The 16,984-nt window shown below is 62.0% G+C and carries 17 protein-coding genes; 5 read left to right on the forward strand and 12 right to left on the reverse strand.

Going from position 1 to position 16,984, the window contains the following annotated elements; translation table 11 throughout:
• Positions 1 to 10 precede the first annotated feature (10 nt).
• Positions 11 to 1,402 carry a cysteine--tRNA ligase gene (gene cysS / locus ATY29_RS15445; RefSeq protein ID WP_025415791.1) on the reverse strand — a complete coding sequence of 464 codons (1,392 nt, stop codon included), beginning with the start codon at positions 1,400 to 1,402 and terminating at the stop codon, positions 11 to 13.
• A gap of 286 nt (positions 1,403 to 1,688) precedes the next feature.
• Here cysS and ATY29_RS15450 point away from each other — a divergent pair, with 286 nt between their 5' ends.
• Positions 1,689 to 2,438: a glycoside hydrolase family 25 protein gene (locus ATY29_RS15450; RefSeq protein ID WP_025415792.1), complete on the forward strand. Its 750-nt coding sequence runs from the start codon at positions 1,689 to 1,691 to the stop codon at positions 2,436 to 2,438.
• A 10-nt stretch (positions 2,439 to 2,448) separates the two neighbouring features.
• On the opposite strand, the gene ATY29_RS15455 is transcribed toward ATY29_RS15450, so the two are convergent.
• The 4 genes from ATY29_RS15455 to radA all read right to left on the reverse strand — a co-directional run bounded on the left by ATY29_RS15455 (position 2,449) and on the right by radA (position 7,110).
• Positions 2,449 to 3,189, reverse strand: coding sequence for an SDR family NAD(P)-dependent oxidoreductase (locus tag ATY29_RS15455; RefSeq protein WP_003574196.1), 741 nt, complete (start codon positions 3,187 to 3,189; stop codon positions 2,449 to 2,451).
• Between the two features lie 76 nt (positions 3,190 to 3,265).
• A complete protein-coding gene (gene purF, locus ATY29_RS15460; protein WP_025415794.1) occupies positions 3,266 to 4,756 on the reverse strand; it encodes an amidophosphoribosyltransferase in 1,491 nt (496 codons plus the stop codon).
• Positions 4,757 to 5,001: 245 nt separating this feature from the next.
• A complete protein-coding gene (locus ATY29_RS15465; protein ID WP_003574193.1) occupies positions 5,002 to 5,619 on the reverse strand; it encodes a CvpA family protein in 618 nt (205 codons plus the stop codon).
• 90 nt (positions 5,620 to 5,709) lie between these two features.
• Positions 5,710 to 7,110 carry a DNA repair protein RadA gene (radA, locus tag ATY29_RS15470; RefSeq protein WP_025415795.1) on the reverse strand — a complete coding sequence of 467 codons (1,401 nt, stop codon included), beginning with the start codon at positions 7,108 to 7,110 and terminating at the stop codon, positions 5,710 to 5,712.
• Between the two features lie 164 nt (positions 7,111 to 7,274).
• On the opposite strand from radA, the gene ATY29_RS15475 reads away from it, so the two are divergent.
• On the forward strand, positions 7,275 to 7,910 hold the full coding sequence (locus ATY29_RS15475; protein ID WP_003574191.1) for a LysE family translocator: 636 nt from the start codon (positions 7,275 to 7,277) through the stop codon (positions 7,908 to 7,910).
• 8 nt (positions 7,911 to 7,918) lie between these two features.
• Here the strand turns inward: ATY29_RS15475 and alr are convergent, their stop codons facing one another.
• Complete coding sequence (alr, locus tag ATY29_RS15480; protein WP_097536820.1) at positions 7,919 to 9,085, reverse strand: alanine racemase; 1,167 nt, start codon at positions 9,083 to 9,085, stop codon at positions 7,919 to 7,921.
• 179 nt (positions 9,086 to 9,264) lie between these two features.
• Here alr and ATY29_RS15485 point away from each other — a divergent pair, with 179 nt between their 5' ends.
• The 3 genes from ATY29_RS15485 to ATY29_RS15495 all read left to right on the forward strand — a co-directional run bounded on the left by ATY29_RS15485 (position 9,265) and on the right by ATY29_RS15495 (position 11,172).
• The gene (locus ATY29_RS15485) at positions 9,265 to 10,086 is read left to right on the forward strand and encodes an AraC family transcriptional regulator (RefSeq protein ID WP_097536850.1); all 822 of its coding nucleotides are present in this window, start codon (positions 9,265 to 9,267) and stop codon (positions 10,084 to 10,086) included.
• Between the two features lie 67 nt (positions 10,087 to 10,153).
• The gene (locus ATY29_RS15490; protein ID WP_097536821.1) at positions 10,154 to 10,873 is read left to right on the forward strand and encodes an AzlC family ABC transporter permease; all 720 of its coding nucleotides are present in this window, start codon (positions 10,154 to 10,156) and stop codon (positions 10,871 to 10,873) included.
• Positions 10,870 to 11,172 carry a branched-chain amino acid transport AzlD family protein gene (locus ATY29_RS15495; RefSeq protein WP_097536822.1) on the forward strand — a complete coding sequence of 101 codons (303 nt, stop codon included), beginning with the start codon at positions 10,870 to 10,872 and terminating at the stop codon, positions 11,170 to 11,172. The genes ATY29_RS15490 and ATY29_RS15495 overlap by 4 nt, the downstream gene beginning before the upstream one ends.
• Before the next feature lie 24 nt (positions 11,173 to 11,196).
• Here the strand turns inward: ATY29_RS15495 and ATY29_RS15500 are convergent, their stop codons facing one another.
• The 6 genes from ATY29_RS15500 to ATY29_RS15525 all read right to left on the reverse strand — a co-directional run bounded on the left by ATY29_RS15500 (position 11,197) and on the right by ATY29_RS15525 (position 16,849).
• On the reverse strand, positions 11,197 to 12,693 hold the full coding sequence (locus ATY29_RS15500; RefSeq protein ID WP_003574186.1) for a replicative DNA helicase: 1,497 nt from the start codon (positions 12,691 to 12,693) through the stop codon (positions 11,197 to 11,199).
• 329 nt (positions 12,694 to 13,022) lie between these two features.
• On the reverse strand, positions 13,023 to 13,601 hold the full coding sequence (gene rplI / locus ATY29_RS15505; protein WP_003574185.1) for a 50S ribosomal protein L9: 579 nt from the start codon (positions 13,599 to 13,601) through the stop codon (positions 13,023 to 13,025).
• Between the two features lie 22 nt (positions 13,602 to 13,623).
• On the reverse strand, positions 13,624 to 14,610 hold the full coding sequence (locus tag ATY29_RS15510; protein WP_097536823.1) for a DUF2232 domain-containing protein: 987 nt from the start codon (positions 14,608 to 14,610) through the stop codon (positions 13,624 to 13,626).
• Between the two features lie 148 nt (positions 14,611 to 14,758).
• A complete protein-coding gene (gene rpsR, locus ATY29_RS15515) occupies positions 14,759 to 15,007 on the reverse strand; it encodes a 30S ribosomal protein S18 (protein ID WP_003547038.1) in 249 nt (82 codons plus the stop codon).
• Between the two features lie 14 nt (positions 15,008 to 15,021).
• Complete coding sequence (gene rpsF, locus ATY29_RS15520; RefSeq protein WP_003574183.1) at positions 15,022 to 15,489, reverse strand: 30S ribosomal protein S6; 468 nt, start codon at positions 15,487 to 15,489, stop codon at positions 15,022 to 15,024.
• 316 nt (positions 15,490 to 15,805) lie between these two features.
• Positions 15,806 to 16,849 carry an aldo/keto reductase gene (locus ATY29_RS15525; protein WP_097536824.1) on the reverse strand — a complete coding sequence of 348 codons (1,044 nt, stop codon included), beginning with the start codon at positions 16,847 to 16,849 and terminating at the stop codon, positions 15,806 to 15,808.
• Between the last annotated feature and the right edge of the window lie 135 nt (positions 16,850 to 16,984).

The following is a 16,984-nucleotide window of genomic DNA, read 5'->3' on the forward strand; positions in this document are numbered from 1 at the left end:
CACACCACTCTCACCGCTTGACCTCCCACGTCGTCACCCGCTCGCCGGTTGCGGCATCCTTGCCGTCCTTCAGCTGAATGCCCTTTGCCGTCAGCTCGTCGCGAATCTTGTCGGCTTCGGCGAAGTTCTTCGCCTTCAGCATTTCAAGACGCATTGCGACCAGCGCATCGACCGCCGCTGCGAGAGCGTCGTCGATTTCGGCCTTCTTCGGCAGCAGGCCGAGGAGGGCAGCCGTTGCGGCAAAGGTGGCGCCCGCCGCGGCATCCGTGTGGGCGGCCTGTGCCAGCGCATGCAATGCCTGCACCGCCGCAACCGTGTTGAGGTCGTCCGCCAGCGCGTTCAGCACGCTGTCGTCGGGCTTTGCATCGCCGGCTTCCGTCGCCGGCCATTTGGCGAGCAGGCGTTCGGCCTCTTCCAGCCGCTTGATCGAGAAATCGATCGGCTCGCGATAATGCGTCATCAGCATGGCAAGGCGCAGCACTTCGCCCGGCCATTTGCGGCCGCCGAAAATCTGTGTGTGCAGCAGATCGTGGATGGTGACGAAATTGCCCTCGGATTTCGACATCTTGCGGCCTTCGACCTGTACGAAGCCGTTATGCATCCAGACGTTTGCCATCACCTCGGTGCCGTGGGCGCAGCGCGACTGGGCGATCTCGTTTTCGTGGTGCGGGAAGATCAGGTCAAGCCCGCCGCCGTGAATGTCGAAGACATCGCCGAGATAACGCCGGCTCATCGCCGAGCACTCGATATGCCAGCCCGGCCGGCCGCGGCCCCAAGGGCTCTCCCAGCCGGGTTCGTTGTGGCTCGACAGTTTCCAGAGCACGAAATCGCCCGGGTTCTTCTTGTGCACATCGACGGCGACGCGGGCGCCGGCCTGCTGCTCGTCGAGCGGGCGTTTCGAAAGCTGGCCGTAATCCGCCATGGATTTGGTGTCGAACAGCACTTCGCCGGCTGCGACATAGGCATGACCGTTGCCGATCAGCTTGTCGATGATCTCGGTCATCTCGGCGATATTGTCGGTGGCGCGCGGCTCGACATTCGGCTCCAGGCAGCCGAGCTCGGCGACATCGGCGTGAAACTGCGTCTCGGTCTTTTCGGTGACGGCGCGGATCGCATCGTTGAGCGGCAGGCCCGGATGATCTCTCAGCGCCCGCGCATTGATCTTGTCGTCGACGTCGGTGATGTTGCGGGCATAGGTGACATGATCTTGGCCATAGATATGGCGCAGCAGCCGGAACAGCACGTCGAAGATGATGACCGGCCGGGCATTGCCGATATGGGCGAAATCATAGACGGTCGGGCCGCAGACATACATGCGGACATTGTCGGCATCGATCGGCGAAAACACCGATTTCTCCCGCGTCAGCGTGTTGTACAGCTTCAGTTCCGGCGTCGCGTCCATTCCATTCTCCCAAATGCACGATCAGACAAATATCGCGACCGGCGGGCCGGGGCGTTTCGCATCTTGACTATTTGGGAGACGAAAACGGCCGGGCCAGCGCTGGCGCTAGCGAATAATCTTCCGGCAGACAATGCAGGTAACCGTTTTCATGGCGCGATTTATGGCGTGGGAATGGCATTTGGTCAAGAGGGGCGAGGAACGATCCGGCGGTACGGTTCGGCCGCCATTTTCGCGGCACAAATCGCGAATAGCCAAGTAGGAGGCTATTGAAAATAGGGGGAAATGCGTGAGAAGACTGGGCCGATGGACGATTGGAGCGACTGTAATTCTGGCAGTCGCATCCGCCGCATATTTCGCATACGATTTCGGCATGCTTCGCTTCAACAATCCATCCTTGAGCCGCTATCCGATCCAAGGCATTGATGTCAGCCATCACCAGGGCGATATCGACTGGAAGACAGTTGCCTCGCAACCGAATGTTCGCTTCGCGATGATGAAGGCGACCGAAGGCGGCGATCACCGAGATTCCAAGTTTGCTGACAACTGGCAGCGCGCCGGCGATGCTGGACTGGTCAGGGGCGCCTATCATTTCTTCACCTTCTGCCGCGCTGGCAGGGATCAGGCGCAGAATGTCCTGGCGACCGTGCCGAAGCTGCCGGGAACCCTGCCCATCACAGTCGACCTGGAATTTGTCGGCAATTGCAACAAGGTGCCGACGCTCGAGGAAATGGCGACTGAGGTGAACGCCTTTTTCACCGAGTTGAAAGGCACCTTTCCGGAAAAGCCGATTTTCTACGTCACTCGGGAGTTCTACGATCAGTATCTGAAAGGCAATGAAGCCCGCTTCCCCGAGCATTACCTCTGGCTGCGAAGCGTGTTCCAGGAACCGGCGCAGGAAGGATGCAGTCATTGGTCGATCTGGCAATTTGCCGACAACGGCACTGTCGACGGCATTCAGGGAGCGGTGGACCTCAATGCGCTATGCCCGTCGGAAACGGGCTTGACGCGTCTCTTCCCGGCCGTTGCGGCGAGGTGAGACGTCCGGCCTATTCCGGCAGGCGGTAATCGACGAGCTTGTTTTCCCGCACGATGAACAGCTTGCCCGTCTCGGTCACGCCGGGGCCCAGCAGCGGCAGGATCGCCTTGGCGACCTCGGAAGGATGCGGCAGCGTCTGCGGATCTTCGCCGGGCACGGCCTGCGCCCGCATCGCCGTGCGGGTCGCGCCGGGATCGACGCTGGTGATGCGCAATGGCGTTGACTGGCTCTCGCCGGCCCAGGTGCGCGCCAGCGCCTCGACGGCGGCCTTGGAAGCGGAATAGGCGCCCCAGAAGGGACGGCACTTGTGCGCAGCCCCGGAGGACAGGATGACGGCGCGACCAGCATCCGAGCGGGCAAGCAGCGGATCGACCGAGCGGATCAGCCGCCAGGTCGCGGTGACGTTGATGGTCATGACCTTTTCGAACACCTTCGCCTCGATATGGCCGATCGGCGAAATGACGCCGAGCACGCCGGCATTGGCGACGAGGATGTCGAGCTTGCCCCAGCGTTCGAAGATCGAGCCGCCGAGGGCGTCGATCGCGCTCATGTCGGCCAGGTCAAAGGGCACCAGCGTCGCCGTGCCGCCGACCGCCTTGATCGCGTCGTCGAGATCCTCGAGCCCGCCGACCGTGCGGGCGCAGGCGATCACATGGGCGCCGGCTTTCGCAAGCTCAAGCGCCGTGAAATAGCCAATGCCGCGCGATGCGCCGGTAACGAGCGCGATCTTGCCCTCAAGATTGATGTTCATCTGCTCCGGTTCCGGATTTGCTTGCGAAGGCGAGGGGCGTCATAGCCCCTCGGGAGGAAGTTAAAGCAGCGGCGGCTCAGCCGTTGCTGGCAAGCATCGAAAGCTTGTTGCCCATCGACTCGCCGTTCTTGTCGAGCAGGCGGGTCGGATAGTCACCGGTGAAGTAATGGTCGGTGAACTGCGGACGGGCGGGATTGCGGTCCTCGCCGCCGACGGCGCGGTAGAGCCCGTTGATCGACAGGAAGGCAAGCGAATCCGCGCCGATATATTTGGCCATGGCTTCGACATCGGCATACTGGTTGGCCAAGAGCTTTTCGGCATCGGGCGTGTCGATGCCGTAAAAGTCGGGGAAGAAGATCATCGGGCTGGCAACGCGCAGATGGACTTCGCGCGCGCCGGCCTCACGGATCATCTGCACGATCTTCAGAGACGTCGTGCCGCGCACGATGGAATCATCGACCAGCACCACACGCTTGCCTTCGATCATCGCCCGGTTTGCCGAATGCTTCAGCTTCACGCCGAAGGCGCGGATCTGCTGCGTCGGCTCGATGAAGGTTCGGCCGACATAGTGGTTGCGGATGATGCCGTATTCGAAGGGAATGCCGCTTTCCTGTGCGTAGCCGAGAGCCGCCGGCGTGCCGCCATCCGGCACCGGCACGACCACGTCGGCATCGACGGGCGATTCCTTGGCGAGGTTCATGCCCATATTCTTGCGGGTCGTATAGACGTTGCGGCCGCCGACGACCGAGTCCGGCCGGGCGAAATAGACATATTCGAACAGGCAGAGGCGCTCCGGCTGCTGTTTGCCGGGCTTGCGCGCATCGATGCTGATCGAGCCGTCAGGCTGGATTTCGCAGATGACGACTTCGCCGTTTTCGACATCGCGGACGAACTTGGCGCCGATGATGTCGAGCGCGCAGGTTTCCGAGCAGAAGATCGGCTTGCCGTCGAGTTCGCCCATGACAAGCGGGCGGATGCCGGTGGGGTCGCGCGCCGCAATCAGCTTGGTGCGCGTCATGGCGAGCATCGAATAGCCGCCTTCCATCTGGCGGATGGCATCGATGAAGCGGTCGGATGTGGAAGCGTGGCGGGAGCGGGCGATGAGGTGGAGGACGACTTCGGTATCCGAGGTCGACTGACAGATGGCGCCGGTCGCGATGATCTGGCGGCGCAGCGTCAGGCCGTTGGTGAAATTGCCGTTATGGGCAATGGCGATGCCGCCTTCCTCAAGTTCGGCAAAGAGCGGCTGGACGTTGCGCATGGCCACTTCGCCTGTTGTCGAGTAGCGCGTATGACCGATCGACATACTGCCGGGCAGCCGGGCGAGCGTCATCGGATTGGTATAGTGATCGCCGACGAGGCCCATATGGCGCTCCTGGTAGAAGCGCTTGCCGTCGAAGGAGACGATGCCCGCCGCTTCCTGTCCGCGATGCTGAAGCGCATGCAGACCGAGAGCTGTGAGTGTCGCGGCATCCGGATGCCCCAAGATTCCGAAAACCCCGCACTCTTCATGCAGCGTATCTCCGTCGAGCGGATCGTCGGTCGGGAAGGAATGGGACTGGTTCATTTCTGCGGGCCTCTGCTCTCACAAGAATGGATCGGCATTTCCAGAAATAGCTAAGCCCGGCGGAGCTGAACGCCCAGCCGGACCCCACTGCATAATTCCTTAAATCGGAATCGATTTAAGGATAAAATTATGCAGAATTCAAAGTGCTACCGTCCTTTGCGCGTCTGAAAGACGCGCGGCGCTGTAGTTCATGCTCCGCTCAAATGGCAATTGCCGGAAGGCGGGTCAAGCTCTTGAACACTGTGTCAATTCGCCGGCTGCTGTGCAGGCGCTGTCGGTGCGTCTTCCGCCGGCGCCTGGTCGCCCGTCGGCGGATTGGTGCCTTCAGCGCCCTGTGCCGGCGGCTGAAGCTTATCACGGATGCTCGCCGGTATCATCTGGGCAAATTGTTCCGGCAGAGCCGATTTCAGCTTCACGACCATCGAGTCCAGGAAGGGCTTCGACTTCGCTTCGTTGACCCAGGTCGGGCGGTGGTCGGCATCGACCAGCCAGTTCCAGAAGGCGACGGCGACGACCAGCAGCAGCACGCCGCGTGCGGCCCCGAACAGGAAGCCGAGCGTGCGGTCGAGCGCGCCGACGCGGCTATCGATGATGAAATCGGCAATCTTCATGGTGATGAAGGAGATGACGATGAGCGCGATCAGGAAGACGACCGCTGCCGAACCTATGATCGCGATGCGGTCGTCATCGGTGTATTTCTTCGCATAGGGCAGCAGGTACGGATAGAGGTAATAGGCCGCCGCTGCCGAACCGCCCCAGCTTGCGATCGAGAGGATCTCACGGGAGAAGCCGCGGACCATCGCCAGCACGGCGGAGAAGAGCACGACGCCGATGACAATACCGTCGAAAATCGTAATGGGCATGTAATTTCAACTCCAGGACTGCCGCTTGGCGGCCGTGTCGTGCCTTATCGTGTGCCTCCTATATCATCACCAATCTTGGCAATGAAAGGATCAAACCTCGTCTTCCACACGCAGCGCCCCCTTCGACCCGGCGATGCGCGCAACCAGATCCGGCAGGCTTTCGACCTCGCTCCAGCGTCCGCCGGAGCCCTTCGGCAGTTCGGTGGAGGCGGATGGAAGCAATGCTGCGGAAAAGCCCAGCTTCTCGGCTTCCTTGAGGCGCTGGGCGGTGTGCGCAACCGGCCGGATGGCGCCCGACAGGCTGACTTCGCCGAAATAGACGCAATCGGCGGGAAGGGCAATACCGGCAAGCGAGGAAACGAGCGCCGAGGCGACGGCGAGATCAGCGGCCGGTTCGGTGATGCGGTAACCGCCGGCGACATTGAGATAGACGTCGTGCTGGCCGAGCCTGACGCCGCAATGGGCTTCCAGCACGGCCAGGATCATCGACAGCCGGGCCGAATCCCAGCCGACCACGGCGCGCCTGGGCGTGCCGAGCGAGGTCGGCGCCACCAGCGCCTGGACTTCGACCAATACCGGGCGCGTGCCCTCCATGCCGGCAAAGACCGCAGCACCGGGCGATTTTTCGTTGCGCTCGCCGAGGAAGAGCTCGGACGGATTGGCGACCTCGCGCAGTCCCTTGTCCGACATTTCGAAGACGCCGATCTCGTCGGTCGGGCCGAAGCGGTTCTTGACCGTGCGCAGGATGCGGTAGTGATGGCCGCGATCGCCCTCGAAATAGAGCACCGCGTCGACCATGTGCTCGACGACGCGCGGGCCGGCGATCTGCCCGTCCTTGGTCACATGCCCGACGAGCACCATGGCGGCGCCCGTCTGCTTGGCGAAACGGATCATCGCCTGCACGCCGGTGCGCACCTGTGTCACCGTTCCCGGCGCGGATTCGGCAAGTTCGCTCCACAGCGTCTGGATGGAGTCGATGATGACGAGGTCCGGCCGCTTGCCCTCGGCAAGCGTTGCCAGAATATCCTCGACATTGGTTTCGGCCGCCAGCATCACGTCGGTATCGGCCGCCGCGAGGCGCTGCGCCCGCAGCCGGACCTGGGCCACGGCTTCTTCGCCCGAAACGTAGATGATCTTGTGGCCGCGCCGCGCAAGGGCGGCGGCCGCCTGCATCAGCAGCGTCGATTTGCCGATCCCGGGATCGCCGCCGATCAGCACCGCCGATCCCCGCACGAAGCCGCCGCCGAGCGCCCGATCGAGCTCCGACATGGCGGTATGGATGCGCGGCGCCTCCTCGATCTCACCCGACAGCGCCGTCAGCGTCACCGGCCGGCCCTTCTTCGGCGTTTTGCCGGGACCGGAGCCGATCCCGCCCATCGGGTCTTCTTCGACGATAGTGTTCCACTCGCCGCAGTTCTCGCATTTGCCGGCCCAGCGATTATGAACCGTGCCGCAATTCTGGCAGATGAATTGTGTCCTGGCCTTCGCCATCAAATACTCTTTCAGTCCGGGGTCCCGCGTGAAGCAGACGCCTGCTTCATCGAATCATTGTCGTGCCTGAGATAATGGCTATCGCGACGGATCAAAACTAATGATTTTCCCATCAGCGCCTGCCGTGCCTATCCTTTGCCTCTGCTCATCCTGAACGGTGGAAGATGTTCGATTATTCGCTCGCGCACTGGTTTGCATTTCTCTCGGCCGCGGTTCTGCTGAACCTCTCACCCGGGCCCGACATCGCCTTCATCCTCGGTCACACGATGAGAGGTGGAAAACGCGCCGGTTTTTCCGCGCTGTTCGGCGTCTGGTCAGGTGCCTGCCTGCATGTTCTGATGGCAGCGCTCGGCCTTTCCGCCGTGCTGGCCGCTTCCGCCGTGGCTTTCTCCGCGGTTAAATGGATCGGTGCCGTCTATCTCGTCTGGCTGGGAATCCAGGCTCTGCGCGCCGGCGGCGGCGATGGCCTGATAAAGGCTGCCGGTGAAAAACTGCCAGCCGCAAGGATCTACCGGCAGGGGATTCTGGTGTCGCTGCTCAATCCGAAGGTCGCGATTTTCTTCTTGGCTTTCCTGCCGCAATTCGTCGTCGAAGGGGCCGGGCCGGCATGGGCCCAGCTCATGCTGCATGGCGGGCTTATCATCGCCGTCGCCGCCTTCGTCGAGCCGCCGCTCGTCCTTCTCGGAGGGCGCCTCGCCGAGGCACTCAGACACAATCAAAAAATCGGGCTATGGCTCGATCGCGGCCTCGGCGCACTTTTCCTGGCGCTCGGCGTGCGCCTTGCACTGAGCAGCCGCTGAGGGGCGCCCTACTCCTCGTCGGCGACATAGCGCCGTTCGTGGCGCAGGCCCATGCTGGTCAGGATCTCGTAACCGATCGTGCCCGCTGCCCGCGCCACGTCATCCAGCGGCATGTTCTTTCCGAACAGCTCGACGTAATCTCCGGCGCGCACGGCGTTGTCGGGCAGGTCGGTGATATCGAAGATCGTCAGGTCCATGGTGATCCGGCCGGCGACGGGCACCTTGTGTCCGGCGACGAAGCCTTGCCCGCCCTGCGGCACGGCCTGGCGCAGCGGCACGCCGCCGCTCGACTGGCTGCGCATGTAGCCGTCGGCATAACCGGCGGAGACGATCGCCAGCCGGCTTTTGCGGCCAAGCTGCAGCGCCCGCCCGTAGCTGACCGTTTCGCCGGCCTCGACGCTGCGCACCTGGATGATCCGGGCTTCCGCCGTTGCGACCGGCCGCATCGGATTGGCCATGCCGCCGACCGCTTCGCCGCCATAAAGCGCGATGCCGGGACGGGTCAGGTCGAAGTGGTAATCCTCGCCAAGGAAAATCCCGGCCGAGGCGGCAAGGCTTGAATCGATGCCTTCATAGGCGGCGCTAACCCTGCGGAATGATTCGAACTGCCGCCGGTTCATCGCATGGCCGGGATCGTCGCCGCAGGCGAGATGGCTCATGACGAGCACCGGCGCGAAGCTTGCCGGTCGCGAGACGTCGTCGGCGAGCGCGATCGCATCGTCCATATGCAGTCCGAGCCGATTGAAGCCGGTATCGACATGCAGGGCGCAGGGATAGTCGCCGTAATCGGCAAGCACCGCCATCCAGAAGGCGAGCTGCTCGTCGGAAGAAATCACCGGCACCAGATCGTTTTCGAAAAAGCGCCGCTCGGTTCCCGGCCATATGCCTGAGAGCACGAAGATGCGCGCCTCGGGCGCATAAAGGCGAAGCGTGACACCCTCGTCGACGGTGGCAACGAAGAAATCCCGGGCGCCTGCCATATAGAGCGCTTCACCGGCATCCTCGATGCCCATGCCGTAGGCATCCGCCTTGACGACCGCTGCGGCGCGCGCCGCACCGGAGCGGCGGGCCATGTCGCGCCAGTTCTCGGTCAGCGCCGTTAGATCGACGGTCAGCCGCAGGCCCGCAGAAGCGAAAAGATCGTCATCTTCGAAGGGGATGGGAAAATCTGTCATGAATCGCCGTGAAGTAATGGAAGGAAATCGCCTAAGCCAGTCTAGAGAGCATTATGGCCAAGCGAGGTCACATACCATCCTTTGCCTGTCGCAGGATCACTTTTGTTCAAGACGCGTGCGGGCTTCCGCGATAATCTGACTGGATGCAGAACGTATCGCAAAAAGAGGCGGCGGAGGCCATGCCGCTTGCGCACGTGGAATCGGCCCGCTTCTGGCGGGATAGCCGCTTCCGCGACATGGAGTGCTTGAGCGCCACCTTCCTGACGCACGAATATGCGCCGCATGCGCATGACACGTTCAGCATCGGCGCGATCGAAAGCGGCACCCAGATCGCCACTCTCAGCGGCAGGCGGGAGGAAACCGGTCCGGGCGACCTTTATCTCATCGATCCCGGTGTAATCCATGACGGTGCTCCGGGCGGCGAGGGATACCGCTACCGGATGATCTATCCCGACATGAAGCTGTTCGTCGATATTCTGGAGGATGTGACCGGCAAAGCCTTCCATGCGACGCCCTCTTTCTCCGGCGGGCTTCCACGCGACCCACAGCTCGCCAATGCGTTTCACGCCGCCCATCGAACGCTCGAGGGCAGGGCAGGCGCGCTGGAATCCGATGAAGGAATGTTTTCGGTGCTGGCAGCGATCTTTGCGCGTCACGGCAGCGCAATCATCGTTCCCGTCGATACGCAGGAACGAAGCGCGGTGGCTCGCGCCCGCGAATACCTCATCGAAAACTTCGACAGCGATGTCGGCCTCGAGGAACTGGCCGGGGTGGCGGGTTTGAGCCGCGCTCACCTCATCCGCGCCTTCCGCAAGGAATATCACATCACCCCGCATGCTTTTCTGACGGATCGGCGCGTGCAGGTGGCCCGCCGGATGCTGCGGCAGGGGCGCATGCCGGCCGATATTGCGCTTGAATGCGGTTTTGCCGATCAGGCGCATTTCACCCGGCACTTCAAGGCGCGCACAGGCGTAACACCCGGCCAATTCCGCGCGGGCTGATCACTTTCGTTCAATACGGCGGTTTCGGGCTGGGCTACTGCTCCGCAATCTCAATAGGGAGGTTGCCATGTTGCAGCACAGCCGGCCATCCGGCGAATTTCTTGCCGGCGAGTTTTTTGCCGGAATGCGTGCCATTTTTCCGCTTGTTGTCGCCGTCCTGCCGATCGGCCTGGTCTTCGGCGCGGTTGCGGCCACCAAAGGGCTTTCGCCGCTGGAAACGACGTTGATGAGCGCGCTTGTCTTTGCCGGCGGTTCGCAATTCGTGGCCATGGACATCTGGACCCATCCGGCAAGCTGGATCGGCATTGGCTTCGCGGCCCTGCTTGTCAATATCCGCCACGTGCTGATGAGCGCGTCGATCGGCACGAAGATGCAGTCCTTCTCCGGTGTCAAACGGTATATCGCCATGCTCTTTCTCGCAGATGAGCTGTGGGCAATGGCGGAATTCCGCGCCGGCGCCGCGCGGCTGACACCGGCCTGGTATGCCGGGATCGTCACGCCATTTTATCTCACCTGGGTTGGCTCGTCGCTCATGGGCGCACTGCTCGGCGCCTTTCTCGGCGATCCTGCCGTCATCGGCCTCGACTTCGCCTTTCCGGCTGTCTTCATCGTACTGGTCATGGGTTTCTGGAAGGGGCCGGAAACCGGCGCCGTCCTTGCCGCCAGTGGTGCCGCATCCGTTGCAGTCCACCATTTCGTGCCGGGGGTCTGGTATATCGCTGCCGGCGCTCTGGCCGGGCTGGCAACGGCTCTATGGCAGAGCAGGGTGCGGGAGCAGGCGGCATGACGCTCGACCTCAACACCTTTCTCGCCATCTTCGCAATGGCTGTCGCAACAGTCTTTACCCGCGTCAGCGGCCTCGTGTTGATCCGTCATGTCGAGATGAATGAGAGGCGGAGAACGGCGATCGAGGCCATTCCGCCGGCCGTGCTGATGGCGGTCATTGCCCCGACCGCCTTTGCGGCGGGCTGGGCAGAGACCTTGGCCTGCGCGGTAACGGCAATCGCCGCGCGCCGTCTGCCAATGCTTGTGAGCGTCGTGATCGGCGTCGCAACGGTTGCGCTGTTGCGGGCCGTCGGCCTCTAAGGAAAATCGACGCGGGAAACCGCGTCAATGTTCCTCGTAATGGGTGAAGGATGGATCGGCGAGATCGGCGAAGCGGGTGAATTCCGACTGGAAGGCGAGCTTCACCGTGCCTGTCGGCCCGTGGCGCTGCTTGGCGATGATGACGTCCGCCGTGCCCTTTACCTTGTCGAACAGCGCTTCCCATTCCGGATATTTCGGATCCTGGATGTCGCGCGGCTCCGAATTTTTGACGTAGTATTCCTCGCGGAACACGAACAGCACGACGTCGGCGTCCTGCTCGATCGAGCCGGATTCGCGAAGGTCGGAGAGCTGCGGCCGCTTGTCGTCGCGGCTTTCGACCTGACGCGAGAGCTGCGACAGCGCGATGATCGGAACGTTGAGCTCCTTGCCCAGCGCCTTCAGGCCGGTGGTGATCTGGGTGATTTCCTGGACACGGTTGTCGCTGGATTTGCCCGAACCGGTCATCAGCTGGATGTAGTCGACCACAAGCACGTCGAGGCCGCGCTGGCGCTTGAGACGGCGCGCGCGCGCCGAAAGCTGGGCGATCGAGATGCCGCCGGTCTGGTCGATATAGAGCGGCACCTTCTGCATCATCATCGAGCAGGCGACGAGCTTTTCGAAGTCGGCGTCGTTGATGTCGCCGCGGCGGATCTTCGAGGAGGAGACTTCTGTCTGTTCGGAGATGATACGGGTGGCAAGCTGTTCCGACGACATTTCGAGCGAATAGAAGCCGACGACGCCGCCGTTCTTTGCCTTCATGCTGCCGTCCGACTGGACTTCGCCTTCGTAGGCGGCGGCGATATTGTAGGCGATGTTGGTCGCCAGCGAGGTCTTGCCCATGCCGGGACGTCCGGCAAGGACGATCAAGTCCGAACGCTGCAGGCCGCCCATCTTGGAGTCCAGCGAATGGATGCCGGTGGAAATGCCGGAAAGCCCGCCATCACGTTCCTTGGCGACGGCCGCCATGTCGATCGCCAGTGCTACCGCATCGTTGAAGGCCTGGAAGCCGCCGTCGTAGCGGCCGTTTTCCGCCAGTTCGAACAGGCGGCGTTCGGTATCCTCGATCTGCGACTGCGGCGGCATGTCGAGCGGCGCGTCATAAGCGATGTTGACGACGTCCTCGCCGATGGTGATCAGCGCACGGCGCAGCGCTAGGTCATAGATCGCCCGGCCGTAATCCTCGGCATTGATGACGGTGACGGCATTGCTGACGAGGCTCGCCAGATATTGCGAAACCGTCATGTCGCCGACCTTCTCGTCGGCTTTCAGGAAGGTCTTGATCGTCACCGGGTTGGCGATCTTGCCCATGCGGATGATGTCGCCGGCAACCTCGAAGATCTTTCGGTGCAGCGGTTCATAGAGATGAATCGGCTTCAGGAAGTCGGACACCCGGTAATAGGCGTCGTTGTTCATCAGGATAGCACCCAGAAGCGCCTGCTCGGCTTCGATATTGTTGGGTGCTTCGCGATAATGCTGCTCCGACGGAGCAACGGCTGCAATCTTTCGAGCGGCGTCGTTCATCATCATCCGTTCTGTCTTTTTCCAGCTCCGGATTTGCAATTCCGGACGCGAAAATCAAGAGGCTGCGAAAGGAGCCGGGGCTCGCTTTGCTTAAATCCTGAACGCTGTGCACGTTGTTCGACTTCTCCACAGTCCCGGGCGACACAAAGGAGAAATACTGCCAGTGTCACCCGCACGACACGGTCTGGGGCCGACTCAGCCCATCCGTTTCGGAGAACATTATTTTAGCGCGATGCCATGAGGCACGCAGCAAAAACATCCGGACCATCCCCAACGAAAAAGCCCGGCGCGGTGGCCGGGCTTCCCTCACGCGGATTGCTCCGGCGATATTATGCTTCGTCTTCGTCGACGCCGTCGGCTTCCGGATCGAAGAAATCTTCCGGACGCAGAGCGTCTTCGTCGACGCCGTAGATCGCGTCGACCGAGGTGAGTTCTTCACCCTTGGCCTGGCGCTCTGCCTCTTCGGCGGAACGGGCAACGTTCAGCTCGACATGGATTTCGACTTCGGCATGCAGCTGCAGTTCGACCTTGTGCAGGCCGATCGCCTTGATCGGCGTGTTCAGGTGAACCTGGTTGCGTCCGATGTTGAAGCCTTCGGCGGCGAGGATTTCGACGACGTCACGGGCAGCAACCGAGCCGTAGAGCTGGCCGGTTTCGCCAGCGGAGCGCACGACGATGAAGGACTTGCCGTCGAGAACGTCGGCGACCTTCTGGGCTTCCGACTTGCGCTCGAGGTTGCGGGCTTCGAGCGTCGCACGCTCGGCTTCGAAGCGGGTCTTGTTGGCGGCGTTGGCGCGCAGCGCCTTGCCGAGCGGCAGCAGGTAGTTACGGGCAAAGCCGTCGCGAACCTTTACGGTTTCGCCCATCTGGCCGAGCTTGGAGATGCGTTCGAGAAGAATGACGTCCATTTTCTTTTACCTTTCTTGTGTCTTAGATTTTCGTGTCGGATTGTTTGGGGGCATCGGCATCTTTCGTCGGGGTCAGCGCGATCGCCTTGCGCGTATCGCTGAGACCGAGGACGAGGATGAGGAAAGCTGGCAGCAGCATGAGCATCGAAGCCAGGTAGCTGAGGATGAGGGCCGGTATGCGCCAGTCCTTGCCGCGCGTGCGGAAATGCAGCGAGGCGAAACCGGAAAGCATGAAGCCGGCGCCGAAGGCGCCAATCACGGTGGCGCCGACCAGCGCCGGCACGCCGCCGAAGAAGCAGGCGGCAAGCCCGGCGAGGAAAATGAAGATCGAGTTGCGGTTCATGCGCAGCGACGAGGGGATGTCCTCGCGTGGGCGAAGGCCCTTGCCGGACGCTGCGACGATGCGCACGGCGAAATAATAGGCGGCAAACAGCATGCTCACCCACATGCCGCCCTGCAAAGCCGGCAGCATCAGCAGGATCAGCGACTTGGTCTGCGCGGTCGCTGCCGGATCGGGCATGAACTCCGGCTGCTGCTGCTTGAGCGAGGTGATCAGCAGATCGACGATCGGATCGGTGATCTCGGGCCCGTAGCCGATCATCACGCCGATGACGATGACGGCGATCGTCACGAGGCCGCAGAGATGCAGCAGGATATCGGAGAGCGGATACCAGGCAAGCAGATGGTCTGGGCCGCCGAGTTCGGAGGCGGGACGCGCGAGATTGGCGAGATGGCTGAGCCAGCCGGCCGGCAGCAGCGTCACCAGCGTCATGATCAGCGCGAAGGACGGCGAAATGGCGATCGCGCCGAGTGCTGCTGCCGTGACCACGGCAGCGACCGCGGCGGCATTGCCCCAGCCGAGACCGACGATCAGGATCGGCAGCGCCGAGGCCGTATAGAGCAGCGCGCTGAAAAACGACGGCTGCATGCTCGCGCCCAACACCAGCAGGGCAGCGGTCAATCCGGCGAGTGCGCCGATCAGCAGCGTTTTAAGGTTCGGTCGGTTCAAGGTCGCTGTCCTGCTTCATCAAGCAGTTAGAGGATGTTGCTGAATCGAATTCAGAAACGTCTCAACATGGGTTTTAAGAGTTCCGATCCACGCCCATCGCGGAAGGGAGGCAACCCCCAGATCAGCGATCTGGGGGTCACATATTCGATTAGGCTACGACGTAGGGCAGCAGGCCGAGGAAACGGGCGCGCTTGATCGCCTGGGCGAGTTCGCGCTGCTTCTTCTGTGAAACGGCCGTGATGCGCGACGGAACGATCTTGCCGCGCTCGGAAATGTAGCGCTGCAGCAGACGGACGTCCTTGTAGTCGATCCGCGGCGCGTTGGCGCCGGAGAACGGGCAGGTCTTGCGACGGCGATGGAACGGGCGGCGGACCGGAGCAGAGGAAGTTTCAGACATATCTCAGATCTCCCTTATACACGGTCTTCGCGCGGACGGCGCGGACGGTCTTCGCGGTCGCCGAAGCCACCTTCACGCGGCGGACGCGGGCCACGGTCACGATCGCCGAAGCCGCCTTCACGCGGGCCACGGCCGCCTTCGCGCGGACGGTCGTCGCGGTCGCGCTTCTGCATCATGGCAGACGGACCTTCTTCATGCTTCTCGACGGCGATCGTCATGTAGCGAAGAACGTCTTCGCTGATGCGCATCTGACGTTCCATTTCCTGGACGGCAGCAGCCGGTGCATCGATGTCCATCAGGGCATAGTGTGCCTTGCGGTTCTTCTTGATGCGGTAGGTGAGGGACTTGAGGCCCCAGTTCTCGATACGCCCGACTTTACCGCCGTTAGCTTCGATCACACCCTTGTACTGTTCTACGAGGGCATCGACCTGCTGAGCGGAAATATCCTGCCGGGCAAGGAATACATGTTCATAAAGAGCCATGACAGCTTTGCCTTTCTTGCGTTTGGTTCAACCCGATATTCGGCGGCTAAGCCTCAACGACTGCTCCTGATTGGGCGGACCCAGGCAAGAAAGCGTTTTCCGAGACGGTCGAGAGCGGAGACACGGGAGGCTGGAACGCTTCCGTTCCGAACGATTTCCAAGAGGAAACCGGCCCTCCGTTCAGCCACCAGCCAGAGGACCGGGTTAACGAACAGGGCGGCTTATACGGATTTTTCGCGGGAAGGCAAGCCCAATCGGACATGCGAGCCCGACGCAGACCGATCGGCAGCGTCGGGCCTGGACGAGAGGGACAGGGTCAGAGCGTCAGCGGATACTGCCGGTGCACCTTGGCGATCTCCGCTAAGACCTCGTCCGAAAGCCTCAGGTCGGCCGCGCCGATATCGACTTTCAGCTGCTCCATCGTGGTTGCGCCGATGATGGCCGAGGCCATGAAGGGCCTGGACAGGCAGAAGGCGAGCGCCATGGCGGCCGGGTCGAGGCCGTATTTGCGTGCGATCTCCAGATAGGCCTTGGTCGCCGGCTCCTGCAACGGCTGCAGGCGACCGCCGATATCGTGGTTGATCGAGCCGCGCGAGCCCTTCGGCCTCTGACCATCGACATATTTGCCGGACAAGATGCCGCCGGCAAGCGGCGAATAGGCGAGCAGCCCGACATCCTCGTGATGCGAGAGCTCGGCGAGATCGAGGTCGAAATGGCGATAGAGCAGATTATATTCGTTCTGGACGCTGGCAACGCGCGGCAGGCTCTTCTGTTCAGACAGTGTCAGGTATTTCTGGATGCCCCAGCTGGTTTCGTTGGAAAGGCCGATCGCCCGGATCTTGCCTTCCTTCACCAGTGCGCCGAGCGTTTCCAGGATGTCGAGCATATTGGCGACGGCCTTGTCGCGATCCTGGTTGAACGGATTGTAGCCCCAATTCTGGCGGAAATGGAAATGGCCGCGGTTCGGCCAGTGGACCTGGTAGAGATCGACATAATCGGTCCGCAGCCGCTTGAGGCTAGCCTCAAGCGCCAGCCGGATATTCCTCGCATCCGCACCTTCGCCGCCGCGCAAATAATCGCGGCCGCGTCCGGCGACCTTGGTGGCAAGCGCGATATCTCCGCGCTTGCCTGATTTTTCGAACCAGCTGCCGATATAGTCTTCGGTCCAGCCCTGTGTTTCCGGCGAAACCGGTGTTGTGGGATAAAGTTCGGCAGTATCGAAGAAATTGACGCCCTTTTCGACGGCGTAATCCATCTGCGCATGCGCGTCGGTTTCGCTGTTTTGCGAACCCCAGGTCATGGTGCCAAGGCAGATTTCTGAAACGGAAATGTCGGTGCGGCCGAGTGACTTGTACTTCATGAGAAAACCTTGGGAGAGAGCTGAAGCCTTGTGAAGGAGCTGAAGCCTTGGGAAGGACCGGGCAAATCTAGGCCGGATTTGGCGGAGCGCAAGAGTAAAAACCGGGCTTTTGTGCGTGCGCGACAGGCTTTGCCG

The sequence above is a fragment of the Rhizobium hidalgonense genome, assembly GCF_002914525.1.
Classification (GTDB): domain Bacteria; phylum Pseudomonadota; class Alphaproteobacteria; order Rhizobiales; family Rhizobiaceae; genus Rhizobium; species Rhizobium hidalgonense.

Coding starts and splice junctions, on each gene's coding strand:
- cysS (WP_025415791.1), bottom strand. CDS start 1,402: ATGGACGCGACGCCGGAACTGAAGCTGTACAACACGCTGACGCGGGAG.
- ATY29_RS15455 (WP_003574196.1), bottom strand. CDS start 3,189: ATGAACATCAATCTTGAGGGCAAGATCGCGCTCGTTACCGGCGCATCG.
- purF (WP_025415794.1), bottom strand. CDS start 4,756: ATGAACCAGTCCCATTCCTTCCCGACCGACGATCCGCTCGACGGAGAT.
- ATY29_RS15465 (WP_003574193.1), bottom strand. CDS start 5,619: ATGCCCATTACGATTTTCGACGGTATTGTCATCGGCGTCGTGCTCTTC.
- radA (WP_025415795.1), bottom strand. CDS start 7,110: ATGGCGAAGGCCAGGACACAATTCATCTGCCAGAATTGCGGCACGGTT.
- ATY29_RS15475 (WP_003574191.1), top strand. CDS start 7,275: ATGTTCGATTATTCGCTCGCGCACTGGTTTGCATTTCTCTCGGCCGCG.
- alr (WP_097536820.1), bottom strand. CDS start 9,085: ATGACAGATTTTCCCATCCCCTTCGAAGATGACGATCTTTTCGCTTCT.
- ATY29_RS15485 (WP_097536850.1), top strand. CDS start 9,265: ATGCCGCTTGCGCACGTGGAATCGGCCCGCTTCTGGCGGGATAGCCGC.
- ATY29_RS15490 (WP_097536821.1), top strand. CDS start 10,154: ATGTTGCAGCACAGCCGGCCATCCGGCGAATTTCTTGCCGGCGAGTTT.
- ATY29_RS15495 (WP_097536822.1), top strand. CDS start 10,870: ATGACGCTCGACCTCAACACCTTTCTCGCCATCTTCGCAATGGCTGTC.
- ATY29_RS15500 (WP_003574186.1), bottom strand. CDS start 12,693: ATGAACGACGCCGCTCGAAAGATTGCAGCCGTTGCTCCGTCGGAGCAG.
- rplI (WP_003574185.1), bottom strand. CDS start 13,601: ATGGACGTCATTCTTCTCGAACGCATCTCCAAGCTCGGCCAGATGGGC.
- rpsR (WP_003547038.1), bottom strand. CDS start 15,007: ATGTCTGAAACTTCCTCTGCTCCGGTCCGCCGCCCGTTCCATCGCCGT.
- rpsF (WP_003574183.1), bottom strand. CDS start 15,489: ATGGCTCTTTATGAACATGTATTCCTTGCCCGGCAGGATATTTCCGCT.
- ATY29_RS15525 (WP_097536824.1), bottom strand. CDS start 16,849: ATGAAGTACAAGTCACTCGGCCGCACCGACATTTCCGTTTCAGAAATC.